Origin of the sequence: Mucilaginibacter rubeus, assembly GCF_014643835.1 — a bacterium.
Taxonomy (GTDB): Bacteria; Bacteroidota; Bacteroidia; order Sphingobacteriales; family Sphingobacteriaceae; genus Mucilaginibacter; species Mucilaginibacter rubeus.
In genome coordinates, this window is record NZ_BMKD01000001.1 from 459,391 (window position 1) to 483,272 (window position 23,882).

Annotated in this window: 21 protein-coding genes; 5 read left to right on the plus strand and 16 right to left on the minus strand. The window is 41.1% G+C overall.

Annotated features, from left to right (window positions below; all coding sequences use genetic code 11):
• Window positions 1-36: 36 nt before the first annotated feature.
• From rnr to pbpC, 4 genes are all read right to left on the minus strand, one after another.
• On the minus strand, window positions 37-2,175 hold the full coding sequence (gene rnr / locus IEX80_RS01900; protein WP_090525028.1) for a ribonuclease R: 2,139 nt from the start codon (window positions 2,173-2,175) through the stop codon (window positions 37-39).
• Between the two features lie 77 nt (window positions 2,176-2,252).
• A complete protein-coding gene (locus IEX80_RS01905; protein WP_188831754.1) occupies window positions 2,253-3,950 on the minus strand; it encodes an ABC transporter ATP-binding protein in 1,698 nt (565 codons plus the stop codon).
• A gap of 2 nt (window positions 3,951-3,952) precedes the next feature.
• The gene (locus IEX80_RS01910) at window positions 3,953-4,660 is read right to left on the minus strand and encodes a 3'-5' exonuclease (RefSeq protein ID WP_090525031.1); all 708 of its coding nucleotides are present in this window, start codon (window positions 4,658-4,660) and stop codon (window positions 3,953-3,955) included.
• Between the two features lie 99 nt (window positions 4,661-4,759).
• Window positions 4,760-7,150 (minus strand): penicillin-binding protein 1C, encoded by a 2,391-nt coding sequence (gene pbpC, locus IEX80_RS01915; protein WP_188831755.1) that lies wholly within the window; start codon window positions 7,148-7,150, stop codon window positions 4,760-4,762.
• An 82-nt stretch (window positions 7,151-7,232) separates the two neighbouring features.
• Between pbpC and IEX80_RS01920 the strand changes: the two genes are divergently transcribed.
• Entirely contained in the window at window positions 7,233-7,958 is a 726-nt protein-coding gene (locus tag IEX80_RS01920) for a glycosyltransferase family 2 protein (RefSeq protein ID WP_129568672.1), read from the plus strand.
• 226 nt (window positions 7,959-8,184) lie between these two features.
• On the opposite strand, the gene IEX80_RS01925 is transcribed toward IEX80_RS01920, so the two are convergent.
• Window positions 8,185-9,360, minus strand: coding sequence for a glycosyltransferase family 2 protein (locus IEX80_RS01925; protein WP_188831756.1), 1,176 nt, complete (start codon window positions 9,358-9,360; stop codon window positions 8,185-8,187).
• Complete coding sequence (locus IEX80_RS01930) at window positions 9,357-10,280, minus strand: glycosyltransferase family 2 protein (RefSeq protein ID WP_188831757.1); 924 nt, start codon at window positions 10,278-10,280, stop codon at window positions 9,357-9,359. The genes IEX80_RS01925 and IEX80_RS01930 overlap by 4 nt, the downstream gene beginning before the upstream one ends.
• A 77-nt stretch (window positions 10,281-10,357) precedes the next feature.
• Between IEX80_RS01930 and IEX80_RS01935 the strand changes: the two genes are divergently transcribed.
• Genes IEX80_RS01935 through IEX80_RS01950 form a run of 4 tightly spaced genes read left to right on the plus strand, consistent with a single transcriptional unit; the run spans window position 10,358 to window position 12,910 of the window.
• Window positions 10,358-10,858 (plus strand): hypothetical protein, encoded by a 501-nt coding sequence (locus tag IEX80_RS01935; protein ID WP_091167743.1) that lies wholly within the window; start codon window positions 10,358-10,360, stop codon window positions 10,856-10,858.
• Between the two features lie 10 nt (window positions 10,859-10,868).
• Window positions 10,869-12,008, plus strand: a complete 1,140-nt coding sequence (locus IEX80_RS01940; protein ID WP_188831758.1) for a fused response regulator/phosphatase — start codon at window positions 10,869-10,871, stop codon at window positions 12,006-12,008.
• Entirely contained in the window at window positions 12,009-12,344 is a 336-nt protein-coding gene (locus IEX80_RS01945; RefSeq protein WP_176624213.1) for an STAS domain-containing protein, read from the plus strand.
• Between the two features lie 14 nt (window positions 12,345-12,358).
• Entirely contained in the window at window positions 12,359-12,910 is a 552-nt protein-coding gene (locus tag IEX80_RS01950) for a hypothetical protein (protein ID WP_188831759.1), read from the plus strand.
• A gap of 138 nt (window positions 12,911-13,048) precedes the next feature.
• Here the strand turns inward: IEX80_RS01950 and IEX80_RS01955 are convergent, their stop codons facing one another.
• From IEX80_RS01955 to IEX80_RS02000, 10 genes are read right to left on the minus strand one after another with little or no spacing between them, the layout of a single operon-like run.
• Window positions 13,049-14,263 (minus strand): glycosyltransferase family 2 protein, encoded by a 1,215-nt coding sequence (locus IEX80_RS01955; protein ID WP_176624217.1) that lies wholly within the window; start codon window positions 14,261-14,263, stop codon window positions 13,049-13,051.
• Window positions 14,264-14,320: 57 nt separating this feature from the next.
• Window positions 14,321-15,538, minus strand: a complete 1,218-nt coding sequence (locus IEX80_RS01960) for a glycosyltransferase (RefSeq protein ID WP_176624219.1) — start codon at window positions 15,536-15,538, stop codon at window positions 14,321-14,323.
• Between the two features lie 9 nt (window positions 15,539-15,547).
• Window positions 15,548-16,891: a lipopolysaccharide biosynthesis protein gene (locus tag IEX80_RS01965; RefSeq protein WP_188831760.1), complete on the minus strand. Its 1,344-nt coding sequence runs from the start codon at window positions 16,889-16,891 to the stop codon at window positions 15,548-15,550.
• Window positions 16,892-16,901: 10 nt separating this feature from the next.
• Window positions 16,902-17,516 carry an acyltransferase gene (locus IEX80_RS27895; protein ID WP_176624223.1) on the minus strand — a complete coding sequence of 205 codons (615 nt, stop codon included), beginning with the start codon at window positions 17,514-17,516 and terminating at the stop codon, window positions 16,902-16,904.
• A 24-nt stretch (window positions 17,517-17,540) separates the two neighbouring features.
• Window positions 17,541-19,028 (minus strand): O-antigen ligase family protein, encoded by a 1,488-nt coding sequence (locus IEX80_RS01975; protein WP_188831761.1) that lies wholly within the window; start codon window positions 19,026-19,028, stop codon window positions 17,541-17,543.
• Window positions 19,029-19,052: 24 nt separating this feature from the next.
• Window positions 19,053-19,190 (minus strand): hypothetical protein, encoded by a 138-nt coding sequence (locus IEX80_RS01980; protein WP_175489921.1) that lies wholly within the window; start codon window positions 19,188-19,190, stop codon window positions 19,053-19,055.
• Window positions 19,191-19,237: 47 nt separating this feature from the next.
• Window positions 19,238-21,403, minus strand: coding sequence for an exopolysaccharide transport family protein (locus IEX80_RS01985; protein WP_188831762.1), 2,166 nt, complete (start codon window positions 21,401-21,403; stop codon window positions 19,238-19,240).
• Window positions 21,404-21,406: 3 nt separating this feature from the next.
• A complete protein-coding gene (locus IEX80_RS01990; protein ID WP_176624230.1) occupies window positions 21,407-22,090 on the minus strand; it encodes a TolC family protein in 684 nt (227 codons plus the stop codon).
• 4 nt (window positions 22,091-22,094) lie between these two features.
• A complete protein-coding gene (locus tag IEX80_RS01995; protein ID WP_188831763.1) occupies window positions 22,095-23,183 on the minus strand; it encodes a sugar transferase in 1,089 nt (362 codons plus the stop codon).
• A complete protein-coding gene (locus IEX80_RS02000; RefSeq protein WP_188831764.1) occupies window positions 23,164-23,550 on the minus strand; it encodes a response regulator in 387 nt (128 codons plus the stop codon). The genes IEX80_RS01995 and IEX80_RS02000 overlap by 20 nt, the downstream gene beginning before the upstream one ends.
• Between the last annotated feature and the right edge of the window lie 332 nt (window positions 23,551-23,882).

Here is a 23,882-nt window from a genome sequence, read left to right on the forward strand (position 1 = left end):
ATCAGGAAATCCTAAAATCAAGAAAATCACGGTTCATTATTCTTGTACCAATATAAAGTCTATCTGTTTTTTGGTCAGATCAACCTGTTTTACCTTAATCTTTACTTCGTCGCCCAGTTGGTAAATTTTCTTTTTACGCTGACCGATGATGGCATAGTTTTTCTCGTCCAAAGTATAAAAATCGTCCGAGATATCACGCAGGCGGATCATACCCTCGCATTTATTTTCGATGATCTCCACATACATGCCCCATTCGGTAACGCCCGATATGATACCCATAAAGGTGTTGCCAACCTGGTCGCGAAGATACTCAGCTTGTTTGTATTTTACTGAAGAACGCTCTGCATCGGCGGCTTTTTTCTCCATTAAAGAACTGTGCGAACATAGCTTTTCATAAAACTCGGCATTGGCTGATTGACCGCCGTTTAAATAATGGAACAGGAGCCTGTGTACCATTACATCCGGATAGCGGCGAATTGGTGAGGTAAAGTGCGTATAATGATCAAAAGCCAAACCGTAATGACTGCTGCTTTTAGTGGTATAAATAGCTTTAGCCATGGAGCGGATAGCCAGATGGGTTAGCACGTTCTGTTCTTTTTTGCCCTCTACGTCTTCCATCAGGTAATTGAGGGATTTTGCTGTTTCCTTGTCAGATTTTGTATTGATTTTATAACCAAACCTGGCTGCAAATTGGGCAAAATTGGCCAGCGCATCGGGCTTGGGCGAATCATGCACGCGATAAACAAAAGTGTATTTGTGCTTGCCCTTGCCCATTTTGCTTACGCGCTCAGCTACTTTGCGGTTAGCCAGCAACATAAAATCTTCGATCAGTTTATGGGCGTCTTTGCGCTCTTTTACATAAACGCCTGTTGGTTTACCGTTTTCATCCAGTTTGAACTTAACCTCAGTAGTTTCAAAGCTGATAGCGCCGTTTTTAAATTTGCGGTCGCGCAGTTTGTAGGCCAGCGCATTAAGCTTAAATATTTCATCTTTAAAATCACCCTCGCCGCTTTCTATTACTTCCTGCACCTCTTCGTAAGTAAAACGCCTGTCGGAGTAAATGACGGTTTTGCCATACCATTCGGTAATGATATTTGCGTTCTCATCCATTTCAAACACTGCCGAAAAGCAGAGTTTTTCTTCTTTAGGGCGAAGAGAGCAAAGGCCGTTTGACAGTCTTTCCGGTAGCATTGGTATAACCCTGTCCACAAGGTAAACTGATGTGGCCCTGTCCAAAGCTTCTTTGTCTAAAGCCGAATCGGGAATGATGTAGTGTGATACGTCGGCAATGTGAACACCGACTTCGTAATTTCCGTTTTCCAGTGCACGGTAGGATAGGGCATCGTCAAAGTCTTTGGCATCAAATGGGTCGATGGTAAAGGTGGTGATGTTTCGGAAATCACGGCGTTTGGCAATTTCTTCGGGCGTGATCGCATCCGGAATTTCTTCAGCATCATGCTCAACCTCGGCAGGAAATGATAGCGGAAAACCATATTCGGCCAGGATGGCGTTCATCTCCGTATCGTTTTCACCCTGGGCTCCTAAGATATGTTTGATCCTTCCGATAGGGTTTTTAGCTTCCGTTGGCCAGTCGGTAATTTCGGCTACAGCTTTGATGCCATTTTTAGCCCCGTTAAGCTCGCTAATGGGGATGAAAATATCGTGCATCATCTTACGATCATCAGGAATAAAAAACGCGTATCGTTCTGAGAGTTTAACAATGCCCGTAAACTCCATTTTGGCACGCTGCAGAATTTCGATAACCTCGCCTTCTTTGTGCTTGCCTTTACTTTTGGCGTATACATAAACTTTCACACGGTCGCCGTTAAGGGCGGTGCGAAGCTTACGAGGAGCGATGAAAATATCGCTTTCAAACTCGTCATCGGTAACGATAAAGGCCGAACCATCGTTGGTAAGGTCAACTACGCCTTCAATAAAGGTTTTAAGTTCAAGCAGCTGGAATTTGCCCGGAGCGATTTCTTTTAATACCGATTTTTTAACCTCGTCTTTTAAGATGTCGTAGATGATTTCGCGCGATTCGGGGTCACGGACGTTTAATTTAGCAGAAACCTGTTTATAATTGAGTGGCGTATTGCCGTTTTGTTCAAATATATCAAGTACCATTTGGGTAAGTACCTGGTGTATAGAAGAGTTGTTTTTCTTACGTTTAGACATAGAATAGTATTTGCATCAAAGATACAGAATTTTGGGACCCTATCTTGGCCCAATAGTGATGGATAAAGCAGTTTTAATCAACCCGGTATTGAAGCGATCAGCCTTTTGGTGTATTCTTCTTTTGGGCGATAATAAATATCGTCGGGATAGCCGGTTTCCAGTATTTCGCCTTTGTTCATCACCATAATCCGGTCGGAGATATGTTTAATCACGGCCAAATCATGCGAAATAAAGATATAGGTCAATTTAAGTTCGTCTTGTAGTTCGCGGATGAGGTTTAATACCTGGGCCTGAACCGATACATCAAGCGCCGATACTGATTCATCGCAAATGATAAATTTAGGCTGGAGCGCCAAAGCCCGGGCAATAACAATCCGTTGCCGTTGTCCGCCCGAAAACTCATGCGGATAACGGTCAAAATGTGCGGGCAGCAGATTGACCCGTTCAAGCAATTCAAGTACCTTTCGTTTGCGGGTTGTATCGTTACTGTAAAACTGATGTACCTGCAATGGCTCCATAAGCGATTGCCCAACGGTAAGCTTAGGATTTAATGATGAGTATGGATCCTGAAAAATGATCTGGATATCTTTTCTGATCTGTCTCAACTCATCCTTTTTAAGCCCGCGAAGATCTGTGCCGTCAAAAGAAACCTTTCCCGAAGTAGGTTCTATCAACCTTAAAATACTTCGCCCCAAAGTGGTTTTTCCACAGCCCGATTCGCCAACCAGACCTAAGGTTTCGCCTGGGTACACATCAAAGCTTACATTATTCACTGCTTTTACAACATGATCTTTTCGTTTGAAAAGCCCCGTATCTGTAGGGAACCAAGTGTTTAATTTATCTGCCCTTAACAAAGGCTGCTGTTCATATAGTTTACGCTTTCTTTCGGCGATTTCGGTGTCCGGGTAATGATATAATTCCCTGATGCTTTCTATAGTTACTGCGGGCCTGGCCCCATCCAGAAAATCGGCCACAACAGGGAGTTTTTTCAAATGCTGCTGCGGGGAAGGACGGCAGGCCAGCAATCCTTTAGTATAAGGGTGCCGGGGATTTGCGAATAGATCTTTTACCGCTGCCTCCTCTATAATTTCGCCTTTGTACATCACCAAAACCCGGTCGGCAATTTCTTTGATCACACCCAAATCATGCGATATAAAGATCAGGCTCATATGCCTTTCAGCTTTAAGCTTGTGCAGCAGCTCAATGATTGTTTTTTGCACGGTAACGTCAAGTGCAGTGGTGGGCTCATCGGCAATCAAAATCTCCGGGTTGCAGGCCAAAGCCATCGCTATCATTACCCGTTGTTTTTGTCCGCCCGAAATCTGGTGAGGATAGCTGTTGAATATGGCTTCGGGCCGCGGTAATTGTACTTCTTTAAACAGCTCAATGGTTTTTTGTTTAGCCTCCGCTTTACTTGATCCTAAATGCAACCTGATAGCTTCCGTAAGCTGAAAGCCACAAGTAAGTACCGGGTTAAGCGAGGTCATGGGCTCCTGGAAAATCATGGCTACCTGGTTGCCGCGCACACGCCGCATTTCATCTTCCGATAATTTGCACAGGCATACACCATTTAAAAGTACAGAGCCATCTATTAGGGACTGATCTTCATTAAGCAAACGCATCAGGGCAAGGGAGGTAACAGATTTGCCCGAGCCGGATTCGCCGACAATGCCAATGGTTTCACCTTTGTTAAGTGTAAAAGAAATTCCCTTTACCGCTGTGAACTGGTTTTTACCATTCTTAAAACTAACCGACAGATCACTGACTTTAAGCATTATTAGCCTACAATGGTTATAAATTCGTCTGCTATCAGTTCTTCGCCGCGGTAACGTCTTAATAGTTGTGCTGTAGCTATCACATCTTTTTGGCAATAAGCGCAAATGCGCTCCAACTGGTTTTCATTCCAGTATACGCGGCCTACATCGCTGCCATCTATATCGTCTTTGGAGGTCGGGATATTAAAAATTGTGGTAAGCAGGTTTAAGGAAGTGTAGTGTTTGTGATCGCCAAACTTCCATAATTCCATGGTATCTAAATGGACAATCTCCCAGGGCTTTTTACCCGCTATTTGCAGCTGCGGCGGAATTGGTATGCCGTTTACCAGTAAACGGCGGCAGAGGTACGGGAAGTCAAATTCCTTGCCATTATGAGCACATAAAATAAGGTTGGGCGGTTGACTGACCAACAGGTTGCAGAATTTGGTAAGCAATTCTTTTTCATCATGTGATGCAAAAGATTTTACCCTCAAGCCAATGTTTTTCCCGGCAATAAAGATCCCGGCCGAAATGCAAACTATTTTACCAAACTCGGCCCAGATGCCGGCGCGCTCATAATGAATGTCAGCAGGTTCATCTTTGCGTTGATGCCGGGTTTTTAGTTCCCATAAAACCTGCAGATTTTCGGGCAGTTGTTCGTGGGTGCTGTACTGCGGCACAGTTTCGATATCAATTACCAATAAATTATGCAGATCGTACTGTTCAAGCATCCGGTTAAAAATTATCGAGCCAATATAATGATAAAGTTAGTAGATGGTTGCTGCGGACATTTAGTTTACAGAAAAATTAAAATCGATAAGTTGTGTTTTTTATTTCTTCAATACTTCAAACGCTATGCTGATAGTATTGCCGTTGCCATCAACCAACGTAAGAATATGTTTGCCCGGAGGTGGGTTTAAAGCCACCTGGTGAAAATCTTTGGTCTCGCCAACGTACTGATCATCCAGGTGCCAAAAAATCTTCATACCTGGCTGGCGGTGTGCTGCGTTGCAAATCATGCGGCCACGGGTGCCGTCTGCTTCAAGGGGCACGTATATTTTAGCGCCGTTTTTAGGGTAGATGACTTCCATTGTATTTCCATTGTCGGCCTGGATACAATCCGGGCGAAAGGGCGGGAGTACATGATATTGATAGTTTCTGGCTTTGTAATAATATTCCATAGATGGCGGCAACACAAACCAGCTTTTATTGAGGATGTTATCCGGCGGCTCACAATTACCGTTTACCTGCCATTTGGCATCGGCAGATAAATGCACCAATTGATGGTAAGGACAAACAGGGGCTTTCAGGCCGCTTTTGGGTACATATTGCTCATCTGCTTCCTGGCAGTATTGCCCGGCCCGGTAGCCGCTTTGTTTGCACACATTTATTTTCACCATTTCGCCCATTGGCATTTCAAACCAATCGCGCGATACGGGCAATAGCCTGAAGATTTCAAACAGAGCAGGTGCAGCTGTGTTAATGCCCGTTAAGCCCGGCCGGCCCTCGCCATCGGTATTGCCAACCCAAACGCCAACAACATATTTAGGAGTAATCCCAATTGCCCATCCATCGCGAAAGCCAAAGCTTGTACCGGTTTTCCAGGCCACCCGCTGGCTCGAGCTAAATTGCTGCCAAAGCATTTCCTCGCCCGGCCGCATCACTTCCTCCATGGCCTGGAAAGTGTAATAAATAGATGCTGCATCCAGCAGTCCGGACTTTTCAAGTTCAGGTTTGGCTGCAGGCTTCTTTTCATAAACAGGATTATGAAAATCGGCGGGGTTATACTTACCGCCGTTTTTGTTGTAATGATTAAGCACACGCGCCATATCGGCATAAGCGCCGCTTAATTCCCAAAGCGTGTTTTCACCCCCGCCCAATATTAACGACAGCCCATAATGATCGGCAGGTTTGGTTAAAGTGGTGATGCCTGCTTTATGCAAAAAATCATAAAAGCGTTCGTATTTGTATTGCTGCAGCATTTTAACCGCCGGTACATTCAGCGAACGGGATAAGGCGCGCGATGCGGGGACAGCGCCGTCATAACCCAGATCAAAGTTTTCGGGATGGTAACCCGCGATCATGGTAGGTACATCGGGCATCAGGCTATTGGGCAATATCAGTCCGTCGTGCAGCATTGCCGCGTATAACAGCGGCTTCAGGGTACTTCCGGGGCTTCGCGGGGCATCTATCACATCAACATCGCTCTCCATTTGCGGGTCCTCCCGGTGGGATATGTTACCGGCATATGCAAGTGTTGCACCTGTTTCAACATCAAGTACAATGGCGGCAATATTGTTGATATCATTAGCCTTTAGTAGGCTATGATGCTGCTCCAGGATATCATTTACCTGTTGCTGAAGCGACGACTTGATGCTGCTTGTAATGCGGGTCTCTCCCTCGGGCTTAGCCTGATGATCGGCTTTAAAACGTTGCAGCAGGTGTGGAGCAAGTTGAGGAAGGGCCATCGGTCTGTCGGGCACAGGCTCGAGCCGGGCAAGGGCTGCGGTTGTACTATCAATGATACCTGCCTTATGCAATTTATCTAATAATGAATTCCGTTTGCGGAGCAGTATGGCCCTGTTCCTGCCGGGATGTACCAGGGATGGCGAGTTAGGCAAAACAGCCATAGCCGCCATTTCGCCCCAGGAAAGTTTATCAGGGTTGCGGCCAAAATATCGCCATGACGCTGCATCCAGCCCAATGACATTGGTGCCGAAGGGGGCGTTACTGGTATATAACGCTAAAATTTCGCTTTTGCTATGGGTTATTTCAAGGCGCATTGCCATGAAAATCTCTTTCAGTTTATTCCAGACATTGCGTTTACGCCTGGTAGCCAGCCTGATTACCTGCATGGTAAGGGTACTGCCGCCGCTGCTTACCTTTTTCGAGCTCAGGTTTTGTTTGATGGCCCGGCTAAAAGCAACAATATCAAAGCCGGGGTGATGCTCAAAGCGTTTATCCTCAAAAGTGATAATACATTGTTTGAATTTTTCGGGTACTGTGGGATTATAAGGAAAGCGCCATTGGCCATCATTTGCTATGGATGCACCGAGTAACTGGCCCTGATCATCGTCAATTACGTAGGAGGTGGGACTATTAAATAAAGGATTGGGCAAACAAAACCAAAATATCAGGGTTAAAACAAACAAAAAGAAAAGCGATACTATAACTTTAGGCTTTTTTAAATAACTTTTAGCTCGTTTTAGCACAAATTGCATTACTAAATATAAAAATATTAAGCCAGTTCAGGTTTATACAACTATAATTGTGGCAAAAATCTACGAGGCAATAATACAATAAATGACGATACAAAAATTATCAATTATTATTCCGGCTTACAACGAAGGTAAAACCATACATTTAATTTTGGATAAAATTAAGGAGGTAAACCTTATCAACGATATTGAAAAAGAAGTGATCATTGTAAATGATTGCTCAAAGGATGATACAGAAGCAGCTATTTATAAATATAAACTTGCCAACCCCGAAGTTAACATTCAGTACTTTAAGCATGAAGTAAACAAAGGTAAGGGAGCAGCTTTACATACAGGTATAGCAAAAGCTACAGGCGATTACCTGATCATCCAGGATGCCGACCTTGAATATGATCCCGCTGAATACAACGACCTGTTAAAACCCGTAGTAGCAGGTTTTGCCGATGTGGTTTATGGTTCCAGGTTTATGGGAAGTAACCCTCACCGTATCCTGTTTTTTTGGCATACCATTGGCAACAGATGGCTTACCTTTGCTTCAAACATGTTTTCCAATCTTAACCTTACTGATATGGAAACATGCTATAAATTGTTCAATACCAAAGTTATCCAATCCATAAAGCTCACTGAAAAGCGTTTTGGCTTTGAGCCTGAGGTTACCCAAAAGATCTCGAGGGTGCACCGGATCAGGATCTATGAGGTAGGTATTTCCTATTATGGCCGTACTTATGAAGAAGGCAAAAAGATAGGATGGAAGGATGGGGTTAGGGCCATTTACTGTATCCTTAAATATGGCTTGTTTAAATCAAAATAAGAGTTTTTCTGCCGGAGTGGCTTTCATAAACTGTATTTCTTCTTCACGGAAATTATCAGCAAGAACTTGAATGACGAAAGCCGCTTTTTAGAGTGGCCCAATCCATTTTAAATTGCACACAGGAGATGCAATGTGACGCGTCTCAATATACAAATCAACGTGTTAAACAGGTTCTAAGATGTTTAACATTCAAAAAATAGCTGTCATTAAAACTTAAATCAATGTTTTACTGCTTTCGTTGCACCTTTTCCCAAACAGCGCTTTGCTTCGTGCTAAAATAACGGATGATACCGGCCAGTACCGCATAGTTCATAACACAAAAATAATAGGGAATGAAAAGGACTTTAATACGGAGCTGCCGCTTTTCCATTATCAGCCCGAGCAAAGCCAGTAAATAAAACAATACCTGTGCCAATAATAGTCCTTGCATAGCTGTTTCTCCAGGTTTAAAAGCCAGCACAACGTTTAAAATAAACGATAATATAAGCAGGAACGGTGTAATGGTCCATCTTAAAACCCGGTGACTGATATACTGAAACGATAAAATTGGGTAGGGGAAAGGATTGAATAATTTTTTTAGCCTTAAAATAGATTGCATTCCGCCGGCAGCTATCCTCACTTTTCGTTTTAACTCTTCCGACACATTTTCCGACGCCGTTTCGGTAGCGTATGCTTCAGGTTCATAAACAATGCGGTAGCCTTTGGCAGCTATCAGCATCGAGATCATGAAATCATCAAGCACGGTATCCGCTTCAACAGGCTGATATAGCGAGCGGCGCACACTAAACAGTTCGCCTGCCGCGCCAACAACCGAATATAGTTCCGAATCCCATTTTTTCAGGGCCGATTCATATTTCCAGTAGAACCCCTCACCAGCTGCACTGGCATCTGCGTTCTCGTCAATATGTACCCGTTTTTCGCCCGCAACGGCACCAACTGTTGCATCGCTGTAATGCCTGCAGATCTTGATCAATGCATCTTTATTTAAAAATGTATTGGCATCGGTAAATACAACCGCGTCGGTATTAACATAGTTCATGGCCCGATGTACCGCGGCTATTTTGCCGGAGCGCTGTGGCTGGTGCAGCAATTGTATCTGCGGGTACCTGGCAACAATATCGGGTGTTTTATCCGATGACCCGTCGGTCACAAAAAGCAGTTTTAGTTTTCCTGCGGGATAATTAAGCAGGAGACTGTTGCTGATCTTTTGCTCAATAAAATATTCTTCGTTGTAAGCGGCTATCACCAAAGTACAGGTAGGAAGTTCATCCAGGTTATCTGAAGGAAGAGCTTTCCGGCCTTTAAAAGCCCTTTTGATCCTGATGATCAGGTACAGAAAAATCCCATACCCGGCAAAAGTGTAAAAAACAATAAAAAGGCTTATGGCTAAAATTATTTTCATGTTATGGTGTTAATGGGGTATCCTAAATTGCTGCTGTTTTTTGAGTGGGTAAAATTCCACCATACTGCTTTAAAAAGCATCGGAATAAAGTCGTATTGTTTTTCTTTGACGTAGTTAACCAGGTTACGGGGTACCACAATCAGCAAAAAATAAAAATAAAATAATACTTTTTTAAGCGTCGGGGCATTCCGGCGGATAAAAAGGATCCTATTCCGGTTCATGAAGTATTCTTTTAGTTTGCTTTTTTTGCCCACCGAAACAGATTCTTTATGGTAAATAAGCGCATCGGTACAAACCCAGGCCTTAAAACCTGCTCTTATAATGTGCTCGCACCAGTCAACCTCTTCATAGTAAAGAAAAAAGTTTTCGCTCATCATGCCCGCCTTTTCAATAGCTTCTTTCCTGATCATCATGGCTGCTCCGTGGCAGTAGGCTGTAGGTGCAGTTATATGATCAAACTGACCTTCGTCCTTTTGCTTTAAGCCTATCACACTATTTCGGCAGGTGTAATAGTTCATAGGCGTGTAGCCCGCATATTGTATTAATTGTTTATCACTGAAATACTTGATCTTGGGCGACAGCATTCCTACGGCGATGTTACTATCCATTACCTCAACCAGTTTTTCAACTAAACCCGGGGTAAACTCGGTATCATTGTTCACCATAAAAATATAATCGCCGGTAGCTACCGTAAGCCCGAGGTTATTTCCACCGGCAAAACCAAGGTTAACATCCGAGCGGATAAATATTATTTCGGGGTATTTTATTCTCCAGCCGGGAACCGGATCTACCTTACTTGCATTATCAACAACAATTATTTCTATATTACTATAAGTACTTGTATTTTTAATTGATAATAACATTTCCTCGGTAACGGATGGCTGATTAAAACTTACAGTAACAACAGAAACTTTTTTCATCTAAAAGGGGTTATTATCAATATTGCTTTTTACGGCTAATATGAGTAAAAGTTAACCAATTATATCACTATATTCCTTTGAATAATAACCAACCAAATAATGATGAGTCACTGCTTACCATAAAAGCAGATGAGCTTATACAATTGCTGAAAAAGGGGAATGTTGATAAAGAACTTGTTAAAGCCATACAGCAAAAAATAAATAATGCTATTGAAAGTAATTCGAACCAGCAAAAATTTGATGCCTTTAGCGGGTTAGATCAGGAGCAAAGCCGGCTTGATATGGTAACAAACCTGGAATTTTTACTTACCCAACACCAGGTTGATAGCCGGGAATCGAAGAAATACCTGCTGCATGAAAGGATAAAACATATAGTTTTGGTAGCAATTGCGGTTACCATGATCATACTTGGTTTAGCCATGATCATCATGCCTGCACCGCCATATTTTGAAATGTTTACCATTTTTTATTTTTCAAAAGACGACGGTATAACTTTAATGGATGTTATATCGGTGTTAATAGTATTATCGGGTGTATATTTGTTTATAAATGCCCTACTCCGAAAAATTAACGCCTGAACTCACTAATATGCCTAAACGTCCGAAAATACTCCTGGTTGATGATAGCCCGCTGATTTTGATGGTTATAGGGCAGGCTTTGGAAAAAGAGGGTTTTATTAGCCGCAAGGCAGGTAATGTAGAGGAAGCTATGAAGGCGCTTGAAAATGAGATCCCCGATTTGATTTTGTCCGATTATCAAATGCCCGGTACAGATGGTTTTGCATTCAGGCAGCATTTAATGACTGTACCTGAGTATAAAAATATCCCCTTTATGTTTTTAACATCAGTTACCGATCACGCTCACATGATAGCGGGGATCAGTCTTGATGCTATTGACTACATTGATAAGGATACACCCATTGTGGTCATTATCTCAAAGATCAATAATTTTTTGAACAGCATCCGCGAACGCCACGAACACACGATCAGGGAGCTGAGCAGCGCCGCTATAGCCTTAAATTTGTATTCCGTTCCGCAGGAAATACCCCGTATTAATGGCTTTGAAATAGATTTCTGGCATAAATCGTTTGAGAATTACCCTGGCGGAGATTTTATTGATGTGTTAACTATAAATAACAGGTATACTTTTATTATCCTGGGCGATGTGATGGGCAAAAAATGGGGAGCGTGGTTTTTTTCATTCGGCTATCTGAGCTATATAAGGGCCGCTGTAAGGATATGTGTTTCGGAAGGGGACGTATCAACCAAAAGTATCATGCAAAAAATCAACTCGGTAATTTATCATGACCCGGTTGTGAGTGACGTGTTGTCGACGCTTTCACTTGTCAGGATCGATCCGGAGAATGAAACGCTAAGTTATACCGGCGCGGGCGACTTGCCGCTGTTGTATTTTAGCTCCAGGGAAAATAAACTTAACAGGATTAACTCATCAGGTTTGTTGCTGGGGATTAGTAAAGAGGGCGGCTTTGATGAACATTTATTTACCATGCAGCCTGGTGATCAATTGATCATGATAACAGATGGATTGATAGATAAAGAGACACCGGCAGGAAAGAAAACTGATCTGAACAGTTTTATTGATGAGATTGAAAAATATCTTGGTAAAACCAATTCATTTGCAACCTTAAAATACGATGGCTTTTTGAACGAAAAAGCGAGAGAACAAATTGATGACTGCAGTTTAATATTTATTCAAAAAAACAGCTAAATGATATTACGAACACATCTGCTTAATAATGCATTAATTGCGGATATTCAGCTTAAAGAGGCGAATTTGGCAAATGCTGAACAATTTAAGTCGGAACTGATGAGCCTGATCAATAAAGGAAATAAGTATGTTATTGTAAACTTTGAACAAGTAATATATGTTGACAGTTCTTTTTTAGGCGCATTGGTATCGGCTCTTAAACTGGCCATGAACAACGGGGGAGACATTGCCGTAGTTGGTTTAAATAATGATATCAGGTCCTTGTTTCAATTGGTGCGGCTTGATAAGGTGTTCAGGATCTATACAAATACACAGGAGGCTTTAACCGGGGCATAAACGAATTTACTACCTTGAAAAAATTTGTTTTTAACAATGAAACCGAAGGTATTTATCCTTTAACTGTCCAAATCATTAATTATATCCAAAACATAACAAAAGATATACTTGATGACGACGCCGGCTTCAGGATAAAAACCATCCTGATTGAACTGCTTACTAATTCGCTCAAGCACATGGGCGATGATGTTACCAGGATCGGGATCGATCTGAAAAATAACAAATTATATATAAGTAAACAGGATAAGGGAAGGCCGCTGCAAATTAATACCAGGCAGGCATTGTTAACCTGGCCGTTAACGTACAGCAAATTTACCCAAAACGAAATTGCTATTTACGGCGATGACTTCGGTACATTAAAAGGACGGGTAAAAAACAGTAATCAGTTAGAATTTTTTACAGAAGACCTCGATGTGCGGTATGTTAACAAGGAAACCATTATGGGGTTAAATGAACATTATGGCCTGATGATCATTGCACGTGCCAGCGATGCGTTTAACTACAAACATAAACCTGATACAGGCGTGAATACATTTACCTCGGTAATTGAACTTAAACAGCGTTAGGCATCATTGCATAATTTCTGAAGGCCTTTGTTAATGGGTTAGGGTATTCTATATAAGTGACCGAACTACAACCATCAGAGAAAAAACTTTCGGCAAAGTAATATATTATTGGGCAATTAATTATCACACTCGTTTTCGCTATTTCACAGCTGTCTCTTCGTTTACCGGTTCTGCAGGAGCATTATCGTGCGGTGTATGAATAAACTTTTTGTTTGCCCCTTTTAACTTAAACAGAAGTAAAAACATGGTAAAAAATATAAGCGGCAGTTTAAGCATGGCTTCTAAAAGTTTTCTATTATAAAACGATGTTGGTATGGCAACTATGATGCCAAGGTAACAAGCCACTGTTGCCCCGAGCCACAAATGCCAGTGCGGGCCTATGCCCGGAGTAAAAAAAGAGATCAATAGCATAAAAGGCATCAGGCCAAGCATTAATACGCGCGGCAGGATAGCCATCTGATAAATCTCATTCACGTAGTCAAAATTGCCGCGGAAAAATTGGGCCGGCGCGGTTGCTCCATACTTTTTAAGCAAGTTAAACTGAGCCGAAAGCCAGCGCTTACGCTGCTTTTCAAACACTGCGGGATTACTCACTTTTTCATCGTAGATATACGCTTTTTCTGCATAAGCAACATGGATCTTATCACGGGTCAATAATAAGCCCATTTCCTTGTCAAACCCGCCCACGGCATCAATACGCGACATTACATTTACAAACAGGTTGTACTCCAAGGCCATACCCGAACCTATAATGGCTGCCGAAAAATTAAACAATTGCTGCGATTTTCTGAAAATGTGATTGTTAACTTCTTCGCTTACAGCATCAAGTATTGCTACCTGTGTGTTTGAGTTTTTTGCTACCCTATGGCCCTGCACCACCCGGTGACCTGCTTGTAAATAGTTGTTGATCTGGTATAGGTAATCGGACGCGGCAATGTTATCAATGTCAAAAACAACCGCGGCATCAAATCCAACCGCCGTGTTTTCAATGGCTTTGTTCAGCGCTTTTGATTTGGTGCTGGTTTCAAAAACCACCTCTACTACCTGCAAAGGCATCTGCTTTAATTTAACAATGGTTTCAGGTTTCATGGAGTCGGCTATCACACAAACCGTGAACATATCTTTAGGGTAATCGATAGTTAGTGCCGCCGCCGCCGAGTTTAAAATAATTTCATCTTCTTTATAAGCACAGATATAAACTATGAATTTACTGAGTGCGGTGGCTGTAGCAGGCGGTTTGATGGGGATTAATTTTCCGAATACCGAAAATACAAACAGGTACAGGCTATATACACCAAGGTATATAAACAGCAAAATGGCGATTAGGGATGCTATGAATTTAATGATTTCCATGTGTTTTATTGCTAAACCCTGTTTGTATTAATTAGCAGCAGGTTGTATTATTAAAAATTAACTTTTCGGTTTATTGTTCAAATTTGTTGCCAGCAAACTTTTGATCTCTGTTATACGGTGCTCCCATGTATTTTGTGCGGCTATTTTTAATCTTTTTTGTTGTAAAAAAGGAGTGTCGTTTAACGATAAATTAAGGGCAGCAGAAAATTCATCAACATTTTTGCAGATATATACGCTGTCGCCGGTAAACTCTTCTAAATCTTCGTTAAAATCAGTGATCACTACCGGCCGGCCCGAGCCCAGGTATTCAAATAACTTAAGCGGAAAAATGGAACTGCTTACGTCATCTTTTTTAAAGGGGATAATAGCCACATCAAATCCTTTAAGTACGGCAGGCAACTGCTCATAAAGTACTGCTCCTTTTTTGAAAATATTAGGCGCATTAAAAGCAGGGTTGTTTTCATAATCTTTACCAACCGGCCCTACAAATACAAAGTTTTTATCGGGATTTTGTTCGAGTAGCTGTGTTAGTAAATTATAATCAATACGTCGTTCAATATTGCCAAAATAACCGATTATCGGTTTAGGGATATCAAAAAGGATATCTGCTACAGGCAACGCCGGATCCAGCGCTTTTTGACTATGGCCGATGTCGGCTGCATTCGGTACGAAGTACGAGTTAGGATTAAGTTTTGCTTTTGCGTTGCGTAACTCTTTACTGGTGCTGATCACCAGATCCATATCTTTCACCAATATATCTTCGGATATAAGGCCGTGACGAATTTGGTATTCCTCAATAAGCGGATCAACGCAATGATAAACTTTTAATAATGGTTTCAATTTCAACAACCGGTGCATGGTTGGATAGTAAAACGCATAGGAGTTGATAAAGATGTAGTCCTTTATTTTAAGGCTCTTAATAATTTTATTGAGCCTCGCCGCTACAATTCGTTCGTTCACCTTTACGGCCAGCCGATAGACAGCTCCTTCGGGCAATGAATTGATCGACGGCACCGGAGGCGTAATAATAATCTTTAAATTAGGGATCTCTGTTTGGATAAAACTATTTTTGGGAGAAAAGAAGTGCGGTTTGCGTGCTTTATAGCCCGGCGTATTTTTAAACTGGATATAATCTTTCCAGGTATAGGGCCTGTCAACATAATACACGTAGTTATCTTTGGCCAAATGTTTGGCCATAGTATAGTTTGTTGATTCGAGGCGGCTATCAAACTGCATTTGCGAAAATATTACGATATGCCGGTTTTTAAGCTCCATATAACTTGCTTATTCAGTTAGTCGTTTTCCTTTTATTTTGCCCATCACAACACCTATAAGCTCTTTTAATTCGATGTAGCCTAAAACAAAGATGTCGGATATTTTAAACTGAAGATGTTTTTTTAATGCCCAGTAACCAAATATAGCACCGGTAGCAAAGGTAAAGATAGAAGCAACTGCTACCGCATACAAGTTGTGGAATATGAGAATTCCCGTAAAATCGCCTATTATGTTAACAGTTAGCATCAGGAACACTTTGATCATGTTAAGATGTGGTTTGTTGATGATATCAAGCGTTATCCCGAAAAACCTGTCGATAGGCAACAGCATTACATAACACATAAAAATCCTGAAGATATTGCCTGCATCAGAATGCTGGTATTTAGCTCCGAACAAGAGTCCGATAATAAGGTCGGCAGCAACAAAACAGATCACAGCGATAGGGGTAAGCGCTATGGTCAGCATGCCTGCATATTTTTTCATGATATAGGTGACATATTTTTGATCGCCCCGCTGTACAGCTGCCGACATTACCGGCAATGCAGTAGAAATGAAAGCCCTTAGCGGGATTTCAAAAATCTCCATAAGTCGTTGCGGAATGTAATAAACAGCCAACAGATCGGGGCTGAACATAGGCTTTACGATAAACGTATCAGAGCTCCTGAGCAGGTATGAACTTATAGATGTGCCTACACTGTATTTACCAAAATGGGCCATTTGTTTTATTGTAGCCCAGTTTTTGTGTGCTATGGTTTTTACCTTAGCCCAGCCTGTAATAATGCAAATAACGCTGCTTAACAGGTTAGCTGTAAAGTAACAATATATAGTTGTTTCAAAATTTGATTTGCCCGCAACGGCAACGCCAACCACCAGCGCCAGAAAACCTCCCTGGTTCATTAATTGCAAGGTGAACATTTTATCAAAGCGCTCTTCGGCCTGGAGCGTCCAAAGGCTCACCGCCGATGGGAGTGTGCATAAATAAATGATACTGAACCATTTAAGTGTAATTCCTATATCAGCATCCGGATTGGTGTAAATAAAATAGATCAGGAGATTTACGACGGCAAATACACAGGTGACCATAAAACCCAGGTACCAGGCGGATCCTGATATGTTTTTCATTCTTTCGGATGTGGAGCCCGAATAAAATTTAATGACCGATGTTTGCAGAAAACCCGTGCGAAAGGTATCGGCCAGTGTAAATACAATCTGGAAAAATACATAGTTGCCAAAGGCGGGTTTACTTAAGCGGCGGGCCAGCAGTGATAGTATTACCATTCCCAAAACCGGTAATACGGCGTTAGTCGCCAGTGAAAGCGTGTGTTTGTTTATTAATTTTTTAAATAAACTCATGTATCATGTTTTACGCTTTCTCCCACAATTGTGTTGTAAAATTATATTGTTTTATTACTTTGGCGGGGTTGCCCACTGCTACCGAATAAGGCGGGATATCCCTTGTAACCACACTGCCGGCCCCAATAACCGAATGTTTACCTATAGTTACACCGGCGGTTACCACACAATTAGCGCCTATCCACACATTATCATCAATAGTAATTAGTTGGGTGGTTACTTTTTGATGGCGGGGCGGTATACTTACGTCCTGATATCCATGATTAAGGCCGGATATTACAACATGCTGCGCGGTCATGCTGAAATTGCCTATTTTAACCGGGCCAATTACTACCGTACCGATGCCAACGCCTGATCCTTCGCCGATAAATACATCGCCAACGCCGTTATTGATCACAGCGAAGTCTTCCACAATACTTTTTGCGCCAAGGGAAAACTTGTTAAACGGAAAAAGGTCCATCCGTGCATTAAACCTTACTACACTGTTTTTACCCCGGTGATGGAAAAAGCGGTTAAGTATCAGCCTAACCCAAAGCCTTGGCCTCGACTGTCCGGGCGGAATAAGCATCCAGTGGACTAATTTTTTTAATTTGGGATTTGATTTTATGGATGATACAAATGACATCTGCTTAATTAATTAGTATTGTCCCTATACTATTTTTTTTAATTGCTCCTGCTCCTGGTTGTCAAGGCGCTTGCATACTACAAGGATGGATATGGCCAGGTAGAACAGGATGTTTGATGGGTATTGAACGATAGCCTGCTGCGGAAAGTTACCAATATTGAACGCGAACAAGATTAGCAACATAGCCAGGCAGTAGTTTTTAAGTTCGGGATTTTTGATACTAAAGTAAAAGTTTATCCCCGTTTTAAGCACTACAAAAAACAGTGTACAAAATAAGATGAGCCCGATCCAGCCCATTTCAACAGCTACGCGCACATAACCGCTGTCGGGCGGGAATTTGGCTAACATGGAGTTTGGTGAAAACTTACGGCCCCAAACGCCTACAGAACCTAAGCCGCCACCAATAGGGTGGGAAAGGATATAAGGCTTGATCCTCCTTTGATTTTCAGCACGGACGTTGTAAGATGCGTCATCGGATGGGTTAAAAGCTGTTTGAAACCGCTTGATCAATGGGTTGGAGGTCGGCATTACTATCAAAATGCCGAGCATGCCTCCTGCCACAAGTGTGAAAAATAAAACCCGTTTGTTGAAGTTTAAAACGGCCAGCATGGAAAGCGCTCCCGGTACCAATACATAGGCAGCCCTTGTACCGGAATAGAGCATAACATATAAGAAGAAAGCAGCTATAAAGCCCAGTAATATTTTGCGTTTGACAGGTAATTTGCCCATAATGAGTACAACACAGAGCAATGCGCCTATAACCATGTTGTATGAAAATGTAACAGGGTCAGAGAAGATGGCAAATTTACGCATATGACCGTTGATGAACAACAAGCTTACACGGGTAGGGTCAGAATACAGGTATCGGCGCTCGAATGAAAAAAAACCTATATTTTCTTGTTGAAAAGCAGAAATTCCCGCCAGTATATCCAGCAATAACCAAAGCTTTAAAAGCGTTTTTATAAACTTTACTGTGCGGATCTGGTAAACAAAAACAAAATACATCAGCATAATGAAACCCACAGTCCGAACGGTATAAATCCAGGCCAGCCGCGATGCGGCTGCAGGGTTTACAAACTCAAACATATTGTAAGCCAGCCATACCAATATCATGTAGCTGATAGGATTTTTAAAATAGGTCCAGTTTTGTTCGGTGCGCTGTTTTATAAAAAAACCAAGGATAAGCAGATAGGTGGTTACATCCATCAATGTACCGATGGGTACTCCGCTTGGTAATAATTCAGCAACGTAACTGATGAAAAATGCACCTATGATCAGCGCGCAAATGCCGAATTCGGGATAAACGGTAATGGCAAATACAATAGGTAAACCTATAGTTATCGCTAAAACAGCACCTACCCCTATAAATCCAAGCTTATAGGTTAAAAAACTTATCACAAGTGAGATAATCAGCAGAAAAAACAGGGCAAACGGATGCGAAAACTTTTGAATCAGAAGCGCTTTCCAAAAGTTTTGCTTAATTTCAGTATTACCTGTTGGTTCATTGCGCATGAAGTAGTAACTCTTTTTATAAATTTACAGGAACAAGATCTTCACAGCCCATACAAATACACTGATAAACGCAAATACTATAGCCGCTTTGCGTGTTTTTTTTTGAAGCGGACTTAAATCTCCAAACGGATCCTTTTTAGGTTTGGGAGGGTCAATTCTCATTTTAAGTAACGTTAAGTATATGAACCGGTGTTGCGCGCTTCGTTCAATTAGGAGCGTTTTTCTTTGTTCTGATTGTATTCGGTTTTATTGAGTACCCAGCCGGCAAACTTGTTTTCGAGCCCTTTTAAATAGGTTATGTGCTGTTTCTGAATATTGTTTATTTTCCTGTTGGCTTCAAATACAGCTATTGTTTTATTTGCAAATAATAACCATTCTTTGGATTTATTAAGCGCGGTAAGTGGGGCAGTATCAATAATCACAATATCGTATTTAGTCCGCAGCTCGTCAAATTTGCTCTTAACAAAGCCTTCGCTGCCAATTTCAAGCAGGGTTACATCACCTCCGCGGTTGCCTAAAACGGTAGTGTTTGAACTGCTGAGCTCGGGTTGGCCAAATTGGCTGTTTTTAAAATAATCTTCAAGGTATACCTGCGGCTGAGCGGTATTACTTATCGTGGCGTTATTGAAGTTGCCATCAATTAACAATACTCTTTTGTTAATCATGGAGTAAGAGTACGCCAGGCTTATCGCCAGCAGTGTTTTGCCTTCGCCAGGCTCAATGCTTGTTATGGCTAAAATTTTTTCACCTTTTAATTCCTGGTCAATCTCAAACCGTATAGAGCGCAACAGCTCTTTAAAGGTTTTCATTTTTTCACGGTGCTCCACATCCCACAGCTTGCGCAGATCGAGATTCTCACCGCTGATCTTATTCAGATAGCCTAATAACGGTAGCTGGGTTTTATTAACCAGTTCGGTAGGGCTTTTAATAGTATCATCGATGTAAAATAATACGAACAGCCAGAAGAGACAGGCAAATAAACTGCCCATGCCGCTTAATATAATAAGCAGCATTTTTTTTGAAGGTTGGGCCACGTCCGGCTGGGCCATCTCAATCTGGACCAGTTTTATTGAAATGCTTGAACGCAGGTTAGTTTCATTGTATTTGTTCAATACATCAAGATATTCTTTACCTGCAATATCAATATCAAAATAAAGGGTTTTTACTTTCGCATCAAACGGAACCAGGCGAGAGAATTTAGCATTAAGATTCGTGAGCTCGTCATTTATTGATTTAACGCTGTATTTAGCCAAATCGCGGGAAATCTCAAGACCAAGCTTTTGTTTAACCTGATCCTCTTTAGCCACAAGCGGATTGGTAATGTATTTATCAGATGTTAAATTTACCTGATTTGAGAGCTGTTTCTGTAACGAATCAAGAGATTCTTTATACTTATTATTAAACCCGCTGCGTACATACTGGTCTTCCAGTATATGCAATTGGTCCTGAGTGGAAATGATAGCCTGGTTGTATTTGTTGGTTATCGACTCAACATATTTCCTTTCATCGGGTGAGAACTTTTGGACGATAGCATCAATGGCGCCCTGATTGGATATTACATCCTTTTCGGCCTGCAATTTTCTGTCATTGTAAGTCATGATCTGGCTAAAAATCGCTTTGGACTGCTCATCCAGGTTCAATACACCGTTTTGAATTTTATATTGCTGTAATTCGCTGGTTTTTTCACTCAGCGCCTTACGTTTGGTATCTAACAGATTTGATAAAAAATTTACTGCATTTGATTCATTTTGCTTTACGCTTTGGGTATAATAGTCGATAAACTGTTTGCATAATGTATTCACTACAAACGCCGAAAGCTGAGGGTTTTCTGAATTAAAACTTACAGAAATAAAATCACTGCTTTCTTCACGGTAAATTAGCAGGTCTTTTACTATGTTACGCTCATCGTATTTCATTGACCTGAGCAAACCAATAAGTGAGTTCTCGGTTTTATCATAAACAGATAACGGTTGAAGGGTGGCAAATTTCTTTTTAAAAATCGCTAATACGTTATCCTTTTCATAAGGCCGCAATTCAAGTAATTCCTTACTTTGTTTACGAAAGGGATAAGGATCGCTCAGGTCATGGATCATGAGCGAATAAGAAACCTGGTCAATAAGTTTCTTTAGCTTCATGATCGCCATGAGGTTACTGAATTCGCGGTAAACCTGTTGCTCTTGTACGTTAGTCGTCGGATCTTGATCAAGAAGATGGCTGGACGCGTCAACTATGCCGGTGGCTATTTCCGCGTGCGACTGGTAATTATCAGGTAAGTTTTTTACCAGGAAAAAAGAAGTGATTACTGCTACAAGCGGTATTATTATCAGTACAGTTCTGTATTTCTTTAGTAGATTGAAAAAATTGCCTATCTCCATCTTTTACTTAACGTCTTCTAATTTAGTACCCAATAATTCTTCAAGATTGGTTTTGGCTGTAAATGTCGATAATTCAGCTTGTACTTTAAAGGCGTTTTGGCTGTATAAGGTGGTAAGCTGTTCATTATAGATCTGAAAAGTTGTTTCGCCTTTTTGAAACGCGTATTTTAATTGCTTAACAGCACTTTCGGCATCAATTACAGCATTTGCCCGCAGTCTTAGTTCGGCCTGTGCTGCCAGATATGAAAAGTAAAGACGTTTAACCTGGGCCTCAAGGCTTAACATATACTCGGCCTGTTGAAATTCGGCTGCTTTATAAATTTCTTTCGTTTGCCTGATAACTCCCGGCCTCGAAAACAGGTGTCCTAAGTTTAGCGAAAGGCTTATTTGATAACCTTTAAATATGGTTGGCTGCGAAATGTTGATAGACGTTTGCGGACTATAAATGTAAGATGCAGTTAAACCATCAAGCCATGAAAACACGGCTGAGTTATAAACGGCTTTGGCTGCATTTACCTGGCTTTGACGGGATTTTACTTCGGGGTAGTTTTTTTTAGCAGTTGCTATAAGTTTTTCAAGAAAAGGATAGTTAATGTCACTTACAAATGAAGTTTGCTGCGCATGTACGCGGGTGGTAAATAAAAGAGCAATTATAAAAATATAAATGGGCTTCAGTTTCAGGGGCATATAGTTATACTTTTTCTTTTTGGAATAATGCGGGTACTGTACCGGCAATAATTTTTAAATCTAACCAAATAGAATATTTCTGCGCATAAAAATTATCTAATTTTTTCCTTTCACGTTCAGACATGTCTTCCTTTCCGCGTTTGCTGATCTGCCATAGGCCCGTTAAACCGGCAGGGCCAAGAAAACGCATCGACCACTCGTTTGAGGTAAGCATCTCGGCCTCATATAAAGGCAATGGCCTGTTACCAACTACCGACATATCGCCCCGTAGTATATTGAATAATTGCGGTAATTCATCAAGACTTGAATTGCGTAAGAAGTTGCCCAGCTTGGTAATACGCGGATCATTCTTGATTTTTACAAAGGCGACTTTATTGTCGCCTCCTTCGGCGGCATATTGATTGTTTTCGGCAGATAACTTGGCCAGCAATTGATCGGCGTCGGTACGCATCGACCTGAACTTATAAAAATCAAATACTTTATAACCTGTACCTACGCGTTTGCTTTTGTAAAATACCGGGCCTTTTGAATCCAGCTTAATTAAAATAGCAACTATCAGCATAACAGGCGATAATACAAACATCATACCGCCTGAAATTACCAGATCGATAAGACGCTTACCTGCCGGCATTTTATAAGTCGTATCAACTACTTTTGAAAGTTCAAGCAATTTGGGCTTTATCAGTTTAAAGCGCACCAAAAAGTTAAGCCTTTCGCGAAGGTCACTTATGGAAAACGGTTCGCCATAAAAATCATGAACCTTTAATTTAATGGCTTTTTGTCTTAGCGTTTTATCATTTTGTGATGAAAGAAGTACAATAATTAAACCACTAAGAAGAAAGCTTTGCTTAACTTCTTCAACCATTTTAATCCATTTGCCCTCAGTATCAACTTCAACCAAAATAATATCAGGAACGGATAAAATAGATTGCTCGCCTAAATAATCATTCAACTGGTCAATAGAGTTGTTGTAAGCAATTTTAAAGCCTTCATTTAGTCCAGCCGAAATCATTTCCTTAAACTCGGTGCCGGCATAGGCTATCCTGATATTAGAACCTGAACTTTCGTTCCAATCAGATGTTTGGTGATTCATAAACTTGTAAAACTTGATTAATAGCTGTTTTTAATGCAGTTGGGTTAAACGGCTTGTGAATGTAAGCATCAACCTTAAAGGGCATGTTGCTTACCTGGGCATCAAGATCATGGGCGGCCGATAGCAATATAACAGGTATTTCACGATAAAAGCCACTAATCTTTACGTTCTTAATAAAAGACTGGCCGTCAAAATAAGGCATCTGGAGGTCGGATATAATCAATTCGGGCATATGGCCGTCTTCGAGCCAGCTGAAAGCTTCGATGCCATTATTTTTAACTACAATATCATATTCTTTTGACAGAATGAAGTTGAGCAGTTTTAGGATACTCAAGTCATCATCAACTATAAGTAGCGTTCTTTTCATGCTTAATTAATGGGGATTATTTATAAAAGAGAAGCAAATGTTTTGTTAATCAGTTTGTTGTATGTTATTATTATTTATTGTAAATGCTGATGTGTTAAAAAAAATATAAATTTAATAAATGTTATTAATGAAAAGGAAATGGTTTATTAGCCGTTTTTAACTAACAGCTAAATATAAAATAAATAGCCTTACAATTAGCGTGTTTTGTTTTTCACTGTAATTGCATGCAAAAAACATTCCTCAAATAAAAAAAACAGCCGAAATCAAAGGCTTAGTAGGCTTTTATACGGTTAATATATAAAATGGTTGTGAAAAATTGCGATATTAACAGA

Bases quoted from the DNA above. Each gene is read 5' to 3' on its own strand.
- IEX80_RS01975 (WP_188831761.1), bottom strand. From the start codon at position 19,028: ATGCGCAATGAACCAACAGGTAATACTGAAATTAAGCAAAACTTTTGG.
- IEX80_RS27895 (WP_176624223.1), bottom strand. From the start codon at position 17,516: ATGTCATTTGTATCATCCATAAAATCAAATCCCAAATTAAAAAAATTA.
- IEX80_RS01965 (WP_188831760.1), bottom strand. From the start codon at position 16,891: ATGAGTTTATTTAAAAAATTAATAAACAAACACACGCTTTCACTGGCG.
- IEX80_RS01990 (WP_176624230.1), bottom strand. From the start codon at position 22,090: ATGCCCCTGAAACTGAAGCCCATTTATATTTTTATAATTGCTCTTTTA.
- IEX80_RS01980 (WP_175489921.1), bottom strand. From the start codon at position 19,190: ATGAGAATTGACCCTCCCAAACCTAAAAAGGATCCGTTTGGAGATTTA.
- IEX80_RS01960 (WP_176624219.1), bottom strand. From the start codon at position 15,538: ATGGAGCTTAAAAACCGGCATATCGTAATATTTTCGCAAATGCAGTTT.
- IEX80_RS01930 (WP_188831757.1), bottom strand. From the start codon at position 10,280: ATGAAAAAAGTTTCTGTTGTTACTGTAAGTTTTAATCAGCCATCCGTT.
- IEX80_RS01985 (WP_188831762.1), bottom strand. From the start codon at position 21,403: ATGGAGATAGGCAATTTTTTCAATCTACTAAAGAAATACAGAACTGTA.
- rnr (WP_090525028.1), bottom strand. From the start codon at position 2,175: ATGTCTAAACGTAAGAAAAACAACTCTTCTATACACCAGGTACTTACC.
- IEX80_RS01910 (WP_090525031.1), bottom strand. From the start codon at position 4,660: ATGCTTGAACAGTACGATCTGCATAATTTATTGGTAATTGATATCGAA.
- IEX80_RS01945 (WP_176624213.1), top strand. From the start codon at position 12,009: ATGATATTACGAACACATCTGCTTAATAATGCATTAATTGCGGATATT.
- IEX80_RS01995 (WP_188831763.1), bottom strand. From the start codon at position 23,183: ATGAATCACCAAACATCTGATTGGAACGAAAGTTCAGGTTCTAATATC.
- IEX80_RS01955 (WP_176624217.1), bottom strand. From the start codon at position 14,263: ATGGAAATCATTAAATTCATAGCATCCCTAATCGCCATTTTGCTGTTT.
- IEX80_RS01940 (WP_188831758.1), top strand. From the start codon at position 10,869: ATGCCTAAACGTCCGAAAATACTCCTGGTTGATGATAGCCCGCTGATT.
- IEX80_RS02000 (WP_188831764.1), bottom strand. From the start codon at position 23,550: ATGAAAAGAACGCTACTTATAGTTGATGATGACTTGAGTATCCTAAAA.
- pbpC (WP_188831755.1), bottom strand. From the start codon at position 7,150: ATGCAATTTGTGCTAAAACGAGCTAAAAGTTATTTAAAAAAGCCTAAA.
- IEX80_RS01925 (WP_188831756.1), bottom strand. From the start codon at position 9,360: ATGAAAATAATTTTAGCCATAAGCCTTTTTATTGTTTTTTACACTTTT.
- IEX80_RS01920 (WP_129568672.1), top strand. From the start codon at position 7,233: ATGACGATACAAAAATTATCAATTATTATTCCGGCTTACAACGAAGGT.
- IEX80_RS01905 (WP_188831754.1), bottom strand. From the start codon at position 3,950: ATGCTTAAAGTCAGTGATCTGTCGGTTAGTTTTAAGAATGGTAAAAAC.